The organism is Rhodosalinus sp., from assembly GCF_041685465.1.
In the GTDB taxonomy this organism is placed as follows: domain Bacteria; phylum Pseudomonadota; class Alphaproteobacteria; order Rhodobacterales; family Rhodobacteraceae; genus Rhodosalinus.
Map to the genome: position 1 here is coordinate 1 of NZ_JAWLFS010000131.1, position 8504 is coordinate 8504.

General features: G+C 70.8%; 8 protein-coding genes. 3 read left to right on the forward strand and 5 right to left on the reverse strand.

From position 1 onward, the window contains the following. The 4 genes from ACESL7_RS09875 to ACESL7_RS09890 all read right to left on the reverse strand — a co-directional run. Nucleotides 1-1377: DNA gyrase subunit B (locus ACESL7_RS09875; RefSeq protein ID WP_372893157.1), on the reverse strand; the 1377-nt coding region annotated here is incomplete at its 3' end. A gap of 71 nt (nucleotides 1378-1448) precedes the next feature. Next, nucleotides 1449-2069, reverse strand: a complete 621-nt coding sequence (locus tag ACESL7_RS09880) for a LysE family translocator (RefSeq protein WP_372893158.1) — start codon at nucleotides 2067-2069, stop codon at nucleotides 1449-1451. A 19-nt stretch (nucleotides 2070-2088) separates the two neighbouring features. Continuing rightward, entirely contained in the window at nucleotides 2089-3189 is a 1101-nt protein-coding gene (gene recF / locus ACESL7_RS09885) for a DNA replication/repair protein RecF (protein WP_372893159.1), read from the reverse strand. A 205-nt stretch (nucleotides 3190-3394) separates the two neighbouring features. Beyond that, the gene (locus ACESL7_RS09890) at nucleotides 3395-4624 is read right to left on the reverse strand and encodes an MFS transporter (RefSeq protein WP_372893160.1); all 1230 of its coding nucleotides are present in this window, start codon (nucleotides 4622-4624) and stop codon (nucleotides 3395-3397) included. A gap of 150 nt (nucleotides 4625-4774) precedes the next feature. Here ACESL7_RS09890 and ACESL7_RS09895 point away from each other — a divergent pair, with 150 nt between their 5' ends. After that, nucleotides 4775-5215: a c-type cytochrome gene (locus tag ACESL7_RS09895; RefSeq protein WP_372893161.1), complete on the forward strand. Its 441-nt coding sequence runs from the start codon at nucleotides 4775-4777 to the stop codon at nucleotides 5213-5215. Between the two features lie 254 nt (nucleotides 5216-5469). Here ACESL7_RS09895 and ACESL7_RS09900 read toward each other — a convergent pair whose 3' ends face one another. Further along, nucleotides 5470-6537, reverse strand: a complete 1068-nt coding sequence (locus ACESL7_RS09900) for a polysaccharide biosynthesis/export family protein (protein WP_372893162.1) — start codon at nucleotides 6535-6537, stop codon at nucleotides 5470-5472. Nucleotides 6538-6719: 182 nt separating this feature from the next. Here ACESL7_RS09900 and ACESL7_RS09905 point away from each other — a divergent pair, with 182 nt between their 5' ends. Both ACESL7_RS09905 and ACESL7_RS09910 read left to right on the forward strand, forming a co-directional pair. Next, complete coding sequence (locus ACESL7_RS09905; RefSeq protein ID WP_372893163.1) at nucleotides 6720-7367, forward strand: sugar transferase; 648 nt, start codon at nucleotides 6720-6722, stop codon at nucleotides 7365-7367. A 220-nt stretch (nucleotides 7368-7587) separates the two neighbouring features. After that, nucleotides 7588-8504, forward strand: a 917-nt coding sequence (locus ACESL7_RS09910) for a nucleoside-diphosphate sugar epimerase/dehydratase (protein ID WP_372893164.1), incomplete at its 3' end; no start/stop codon positions are given.

Sequence of the window (8504 nt, forward strand, 5' to 3'; positions counted from 1 at the left end):
CAGGATCTTGCCGCGGAGCGGCAGCACCGCCTGCGTGCGCCGGTCGCGGCCGGTCTGCGCGCTGCCGCCGGCGCTGTCGCCCTCGACCAGAAAGAGCTCTGTCTTTTCCGGGTTCTTCTCGGAGCAGTCCTTGAGCTTACCGGCGAGGTAATTGACGTCCATCGCCGACTTGCGGCGGGTCAGCTCGCGCGCCTTGCGCGCGGCCTCGCGCGCGAGCGCGGCCTCGACGATCTTGCCGACGATGGCCTTCGCCTCGGTGGGGTTCTCCTCCACCCAGAGGGCGAGGCGCTCGTTCATCAGGCTCTCGACCGCCGGGCGCACCTCGGAACTCACCAGCTTGTCCTTGGTCTGGCTCGAGAACTTGGGGTCCGGCACCTTGACCGACAGGACACAGGTCAGCCCCTCGCGCGCATCGTCGCCCGAGAAGCTCACCTTCTCGCGCTTGGCGATGCCGCTGTCGGCGGCGTAACGGGTCAGCGTGCGCGTGAGCGCGCCGCGGAAGCCCGCGAGGTGGGTGCCCCCGTCGCGCTGCGGGATGTTGTTGGTGAAGGGCAGCACCGTCTCGTGATAGCTGTCGTTCCACCACATGGCGATCTCGACGCCGATGCCGTCGCGCTCGCCCTCGATGTGGATCGGCTCGGACATCAGCGGCTGCTTGTGGCGGTCGAGATACTTCACGAACTCGCGCACGCCGCCCTCGTAGCAGAGCTCGCTGCGCAGGGGCTCGGCCGGACGCCGGTCCTCGAGGAGGATGCGGACGCCGGAATTGAGGAAGGCGAGTTCGCGCAGGCGCCGCTCCAGCGTCTCGAAGGAATAATCGAGGTTGGAGAAGGTGTCGAGCGAGGCGAGGAAGCGCACCTCGGTGCCCTGTTTGCCCTCGGCGTCGCCGGTGACGCGCAGGTGTTCCACCGTCTCGCCGTGCTCGAAACGGGCGTAATGTGCCTTGCCGTCGCGCCATATCCGGAGTTCCAGCCAGTCGGAAAGCGCGTTGACCACGGAGACGCCGACGCCGTGCAGACCCCCGGAGACCTTGTAGGAGTTCTGATCGAACTTCCCGCCCGCGTGCAGCTGGGTCATGATGACCTCTGCCGCGCTCACGCCTTCCTCGGAGTGGATCTCGACGGGGACGCCGCGGCCGTTGTCGGCCACCGACACCGAGCTGTCGGCGTGGATCACGACGTGGACGTAGTCCGCGTGGCCGGCCAGCGCCTCGTCGATGCCGTTGTCCACGACCTCGTAGACCATGTGATGCAGGCCCGAGCCGTCGTCGGTGTCGCCGATGTACATGCCCGGCCGCTTGCGGACGGCCTCCAGCCCCTTGAGAACCTTGATGGATTCGGCGCCGTAGTCGCTCGGCGCCGGCGTGTCTGCGGCCATGCCCGGAAACCTCTCGATTGGTCCCGCGGTTATAGGCGCTCGCGCCGGGAATGTCACGCGCGCGGGGACGTTTACCAGACGGGGATGGCGATCCCCACGAGGATCAGCGCCACACCCGCGATCCGGTTCGTCCGCCGGAGCGCCGCGGGCGAGCTGAGCCGCCGTTTCGCCCGGTCCACGAGCAGCGCGACCGAGAGGTTGCAGACGAAAGGCACCACCATGGAAATCCCCACGATCACCGCGATGTCCGCCGCCGTCACCCGGTCGAGATCGAAGAAGCCCGGCAGCACGCCCATGTAGAAGAGGATCGCCTTCGGGTTGCCGAGGATCGCGGCGAGCCCGGCGAAGAACCCCGCCCAGAGGCCCGGCCGCGTCAGCCGGCTGTCGGCGTTCACGGCGCGGTCGGCGTTGCGGATCACCGTGATGCCCAGCCAGACGAAGACCGCCGCGGCGACGAGCCGGAGCGCGGTCATCGCGCCGTCCAGGCTCGATACCACCCAGGCGAGACCGAGAAGCGCGAGGAGCGACCAGAGCGCGTCGCCGATCACCACCCCCGCCGCCAGCGGCCAGGCCGCCGGGAGCCCGCCCGCGAGGGTGCGTGCCGTCAGCGCCATCCAGACCGGCCCGGGCGTCAGGAACAGTGCGAAGACCGCGGCGGCATAAAGCGCGATATCGGCGGACGCGAGGGTCATGTCCCGTGATCGCCCGTCGTCAGAGCGGGTGCAAGCGGCTCTCGCCAGCCTCCTCCGTCACCTCGAGGCGCTGGGCCCGGTCGCCCAGCGCCTCGAAAAGCTCCGCGCCGGTGCCGGTCATCCACGCCTGCGCGCCGAGCGCGCAGACCTCGTCGTAAAGCGCCGCGCGGCGGGTCGCGTCCAGATGCGCCGCCACCTCGTCCAGCAGGAGGATCGGCGCCGCGCCGAGCTCCTCGGCCAGCGCCCGTGCGTTGGCGAGCACGAGCGAGATCAGGAGCGCCTTCTGCTCCCCGGTGGAGCAGGCCTCCGCCGGCATGCCCTTCGCCGCGTAGGTCGCGGCAAGATCGGCACGGTGCGGCCCGGTGAGCGTGCGCCCGGCGGCGCGGTCGCGGACGCGCCCGGCCTCCAGCGCCGCGGCGAGCGCGTCGGCCGCCTCCGGCATTTCCTCCGGATAGGCGACCTCCAGCGCCGCGGCCGGGAAGGCCGTCTCCGCCGCCGCCTGCGCCGCCGCCACCCGGTCGAGCGCGGCACGCCGGCCGGCGGCGATGGCCGCGCCGTTCTCGGCCATCTGCGCCTCGAGCGCGCCGAACCACGCCGGGTCGCGCACATCGTCCTTGAGCAGGCGGTTGCGCTCCCGCATGGCCTTCTCGTAGGCGAGCGCGGCCTCGCCGTGTTCGGGAAAGAAGCTGAGCGCGATCCGGTCGAGGAACCGCCGCCGCCCCTCGGCGCCCTCGGTCCAGAGCCGGTCCATCGCCGGCGTCAGCCAGAGCACCCGTGCCAGCCGCCCGAGCGCGAGCTGTGGCGCCGCCTTGCCGTCGAGCCGAAGCTCGCGCGTGCCGCCCGCCTCGCAGCGCATCTCGACCTCGTGCGCGTGCCCGAGGCTCTGGAGCACGCCCGTCACCTTCCAGCCCAGCGCCTCGGGCCGGCGCGTCATCTCATGGGCCGCCGCACGCCGCATTCCCCGCCCCGGCGAGAAGAGCGACACCGCCTCCAGAAGGTTCGTCTTGCCCGCCCCGTTCGGTCCGAAGATCGCCACCGGCCGCCCGTCCGCCATGATCTCCGCGCGCCGGTGCGAGCGGAAATGCGAGAGTGCGAGCCGTGAGAGATAAAGGCCGGGCACGCCCCGTCCTTCTTCCTGATCCAGATGGTCCCGCCGCGGCGGCAAGACCCGGTATCACAGGTTCCCGGACAAGCCCACCCGACCCTGCAAGGCGGTGCGGCGCGACGCCGGGTGCGAAAGGATCAACTGGTGGCCCCTTGCACTCGGACGGGCCCGCATGGGCGAGGCCACGGCCCGCCCCGCGACCGGGCCACGAAGCGGCCCGCTAGACCGGCCGCGGCGGCAGCGCAGGTGCGGCGCGCAGGATGCCCAGCGCCATGCAGGCGCTCGCCGCGACGAAATAGGCCGCGATCCCGACGAACTGCGTCTCGATCCCCAGTCCCGCGTCGATGAGCAGGCCCGTCACGCCCGGCCCGATGGCCGATCCCAGCACCATGATCGCCGCCGCCATCGCCTTGATCGCGCCGAGATGGCGGGTGCCGTAGAACTCCGCCCAGAAGGCGTTGGGCAGCGTCGCGTTGGCGCCGGTCGTCAGCGCCATCAGCACGAGGCCGGGCAGGGCGAGCGCCGGGGTGGGCGCGACGGCGAGCAGCAGGAAGGCGCCCACCATGGGCAGCTGGAACCACGGCATCAGCCGCGCGGTTCCGAGCCGGTCGAGCGCCCAGCCCGAAAGCGCCATCGCCGCGACGGAGGTGCCGGTGTAGACCGGGAAGAGGGCGACGAGGTCGAGATGCGTCCAGCCCTTCACCTCGGCGATGTGCACCTGCTGGAAGAAGAAGGCGGTGTTGAACGCCGGTGGCCCCAGAAGCGCCGGCACCATGCACCAGAAGAGCCAGTGCCGGATCGCCGCGCCGCGCGTCCAGTGCGCCGCGCCCATGCCGAGGCTCGCCGTGCTTTCGGCGGCCATCGTGGCAGGCAGCCGCTCACGCCGGAGCAGCGCCAGGAGCGCGGGAATGCCCGCGAGCGCGATCGCCGCCACCACCACCCAGAGCACGCGCCAGTCGAAGAGGCCGAGCGCCGCGACGAAGATCAGCGGCAGAAACGCCTCGCCCGCGGCGACGCCCATCGTCGCGGTGGAAAGTGCGCGCCCGCGGGTGGCGACGAACCAGCGCGCCATGGCGACGAGGGCGATGTGGCTCGTCATCCCCTGTCCGCCGAAGCGCAGCAGGAACACCGCGAAGGGCAGCGCCCAGACCGCCGGCACCGCCGCCATCACGAGACAGGCGCCCGCGAGCAGCGCCAGGACGGCGGCGCCGAGCGCGCGGGCGCGGAAGCGGTCGGTGAGCACGCCGGCAAAGAGCATCGCCAGCGCCGAGGCGCCGGTGCCGGCGGTGTAGATCAGCCCCCATGTGCCGTGCGAAAGACCGAACTCGGCGCGGATCTCGCCGGCGAAGACCGCGATGAAGAAGGTCTGCCCGAAACTCGACAGGAAGGCGAGCAGGACCCCGGCGGCGAGCCAGGGCGCGTTGGTCCTCAGGAAGCGCAGATAGCCCATGCCTCCCCTTGCGTGCCGACCCCGGCAGATGCAAGGCGGGACCCTTGGGCGCCGGGCTGCGCGGCCTGCGCGGCGCTCGGGCGCGTCCCGCAGTTGACAAGCGACCGAGCGGGCTAAACTGTAGCGCGCAGCCAACCTAGGGAGACACGCATGACCCTGAGAGCCACGACCCTTTTTCTGGCCGCGACGCTCGCCGCGCCGGCCGTCGCGCAGGATGCCGGTGACCCGGCAGAGGGCGAGAACCTGTTCAACCAGTGCAAGGCCTGCCACATGATCCAGAGCCCCGACGGCGAGATGATCGTGCGCGGCGGCCAGGTCGGACCGAACCTTTACGGCGTCGTCGGCGGGCCCGCGGGAGAGGTCGACGACTTCCGCTACGGCGACGGGCTGCTGAAGGCCGCAGAGATGGGTCTCGAGTGGACGCAGGAGAATTTCGTCGCCTACAGCGCGGACCCGCAGGGTTTTCTGCGCGACTATACCGATGATGGCAGCGTGCGGTCCAAGATGGCGTTCCGCCTGCAGGACGGCAACGAGGACATCTACGCGTATCTGATGGATGTCGCGCCCGCCGAGTCCGCCGGAGAGAGCTGAGCCCGCGCCCTGCCGGATCAAGACGCCGCCCCCAGTGCACGGGGGCGGCGTTTTCGTGTGTCGAGCCGCTGTCGGTCAGGCGGCTGCAAGATCCGCGGCCAGCTTTCGCGCCCATGATCACACAATGCTGCCCGTCGTGACCATGCGCGCGGGACGGATTCCTCGACTCGGCGCGGGCGGTCTGCGACGCCTCGTCATGCGCGCGCCACGGCATGGCGCTGCCCCGAGCCGTCGTCGGGTTTTTCCATGGGCGCCTAGTTCGCGGCGCTCCGCGCCTGGCGGGTCACGCCGAACGCGCTGCCGAAGAGGCCGAAGATCGTCTCGGCCCGCGTGACCGGCGATTCGGTGGCAAGCACGGTGTCGCCGGGGTTCACCAGCACGTTGCGTGCCGCGAAGAGCCCGTCCGCCGTCGTCAGGTTGAAGGTCAGGATCACCTGCTGCTGCGTCGGGCCCGGCGTCCGCCCGACCGCGTCGGCCGGAAACTCGCGCAGGATGAGCACACCCTCGGGATCGGCGCGCTGATCGGACAGGCCGCCCATCAGCGAGACCGCCTCGAGCGCGGACACCTCTTCCTGCGGAAAGGGAATCAGGTCCTCGGTCCCGGCTGCACCGAGCGCGGTGAACCGCCGCGAGTCCTCCTCGATGACGATCTTGTCGCCACCGCGCAGCCGCGCGTCGTGGCGCGCCTCGTCGAAGAGGTTGTCGGCGCGGATCTCGTAGGTGTCGTTGCCCCGCATGAGCCGCACGAGCGGGTTCTGCAGGCTTTCGCGGACACCACCGGCCGCGGCGAGCACGCTGAGGATCGACGTATCCCGAGAGGTCAGCGGGTAGCGGCCCGGCGCGCTCACGCCCGAGACGATATCCACCGAGTTCTCGCCGCCCTGCTCGACGGTGAGCTGGACCTGCGCCGAGGACGCGATCCCCTCGAGCGCCTCCTGAACGCGGCTGCGCGCCTCCTGCGGTGTCGCCCCGGCGAGATAGACTTCCCCCGCGTAGGGCAGGAAGACGGTGCCGGCAGGCGAAACCTCGGCTCCCTCGAGTACGGTGCTGCGTTGTCCCGGCGTGGTCAGAAGGGAGTTGTCCTGGCTGTCCCAGATCACGAGCGTTATCCGGTCGCCGGTCCGGATCAGCGCGGACGCCGGCCCGGGCGTCGCCTCCAGCCAGCGGTAGCTGCCGCTCCAGCCCGTGGCCGGCCATTCGGCGAGCGTCGGCACCATATCGCGCGTCACCTCGACCACCTGGAAACTCGGCGCCTCCGCGTCCTCCTCCTTCAGGATCTCGGAGCGAAGGGCCGCCCCCTGCGGCAGGCTGCATGCGGCCATCAGCAGAGCCGCGGACAATACCAGAAACGCGCGACGCCCCTTGTGCACTCTGTCCCCCTCGGACGCGGCCGATGACTGTGCCGCTTTACTTGCGCGGCAGCTTAGACGACACACCGGGGAACGCAACGCGGCACCTCCGGCCCGGCGGCCTCCGGGGTGCCTTTGGTGCAACAGGGCGGGGCATGACACCGGCGAAGCGCCTGTTCGACATTCTGGCGGCGATCGGGCTCGGCGTGGTGCTCGCGCCCCTGATCCTCTCCGTCGCGGTTGTGGTGCGCCTGCGTGACGGGGCGCCCGTGATCTACCGGTCCGAGCGGATGCGGGCGCCGGGCCGGCCCTTCACGCTCTGGAAGTTCCGGACGATGACGGTGGCGGCCACGGACTCCGGGGTCTCCGGCGGGGACAAGGCCGCACGCATCACGCCGACGGGCCAGGTGCTGCGGCGCTGGCGTCTCGACGAGTTGCCGCAGCTCTGGAACGTGCTGCGCGGCGACATGAGCTTCGTCGGCCCCCGCCCGCCGTTGCGGCGTTACGTCGATGCCTTCCCGGAGCTCTACGCGGAGGTGCTGCGGGCGCGGCCGGGGATCACCGGGCTCGCGACGCTCGTCTACCACGCCGAGGAGGAGCGCCTGCTCGCCCCGTGCCGCACCGCGGCGCAGACCGAGCAGGTCTACATCCGCCGCTGCGTGCCGCGAAAGGCCCGGCTGGACCGGATCTACAGCGCGCGGCGCAATCTCGGTCTCGATCTCTGGCTCATGTTCGCCACGGTGATCCGGCGCCTTCCCGTCGCGCCCGGCCGCCGGTCGCGCCGCAGAAATGCCCATCGCTAGGTAGCACGGCGCACCCTCGCTCCGGCTGAAGCATGTTCGGCCTTGTTTTTGCCACGTTACGCGACGTATGGTCGCCCCAGGTGGGGTGGGGCATCTTCCGTTGCCGGCCTGTTCCGCGGGCGGCCATACGGCGGCCAAGCGGGCCTTTCGGCGTCTCCATCCGACAAAATGCTTTTGAACGTGCGTATTCCGACGCGGTAATGCCCTTGACGGAGCGACGATGCTTTACGAGCTCTGCACGACCCTCAGCCGATCACAGAAAAGCGTCATTCTTCTCGCGATCGACGTTTCCGCGATCGTCGCGGCCTTTCTCCTGTCCGAGGCCCTGCTCATCGGTGGCCTGCCGTCGCCCGGGCTGCTCGTCGATGGGGTTCCCGTGCTCCTCGCGACCGTTCTGGTGGGCGCGGGGCTGACGCTCCGGCTCGGCCTGCATCGAATCAAGCTCAACGCCTACGAGATGCAGGGCGTCCGCGGCACGGGCATGATCGCGGTCGCGCTGGGCGTGGCAGGCGTGCTCGCCGACGCGGCGGTGCCGCCGTCGCTGCCGCCGCAGCTCTTCGTCCTGCAGCCCATGACCTTCCTGATCCTGTCGGTCTGGGGGCGGGTCGGGCTTCGGTCCTTCGTGCTCTGGATCTACCGCACGGGCGGGGCGCGCACGCGCGTGCTGATCTACGGCGCGGGGCAGACGGGCCAGCAGCTCGCGACGGCGCTGCGGACCGACGACACGCTGATTCCCCTCGCCTTCGTGGACGACAACCCGACCCTGCAGAGCCTCACGATCGCCGGGCTTCGTGTCTATTCGCCGCTGCAGCTGCCGCAGCTCGTCCAGTCGAAGGAGATAGACCGCGTCGTGCTCGCGATGCCCTCGGCAGGCCGGCCGGTGCAGGCCCGCATCGTCCGCCGCCTGCGGTCGCTGGGCTGCGAGGTGCAGACGCTCCCGTCCTTCGCGCAACTCGTTCTCGACAAGGCCGACGAGACGCCCGCACGGCGCGCCGAGCTCAATGACCTGCTCGGTCGCGGCCACGTCGAGGCGGACCTGCCCGAAGTGACGCACGCGTATCGCGGGCGCTCGGTGCTTGTCACCGGCGCGGGCGGTTCGATCGGCTCGGAACTCTGCCGGCAGGTGGTGCAGGCCGG

What these genes read in the sequence shown, in the direction of transcription:
- ACESL7_RS09880 (WP_372893158.1), bottom strand. Translation starts at nt 2,069, where the DNA reads ATGACCCTCGCGTCCGCCGATATCGCGCTTTATGCCGCCGCGGTCTTC.
- ACESL7_RS09890 (WP_372893160.1), bottom strand. Translation starts at nt 4,624, where the DNA reads ATGGGCTATCTGCGCTTCCTGAGGACCAACGCGCCCTGGCTCGCCGCC.
- ACESL7_RS09895 (WP_372893161.1), top strand. Translation starts at nt 4,775, where the DNA reads ATGACCCTGAGAGCCACGACCCTTTTTCTGGCCGCGACGCTCGCCGCG.
- ACESL7_RS09900 (WP_372893162.1), bottom strand. Translation starts at nt 6,537, where the DNA reads ATGGCCGCATGCAGCCTGCCGCAGGGGGCGGCCCTTCGCTCCGAGATC.
- ACESL7_RS09905 (WP_372893163.1), top strand. Translation starts at nt 6,720, where the DNA reads ATGACACCGGCGAAGCGCCTGTTCGACATTCTGGCGGCGATCGGGCTC.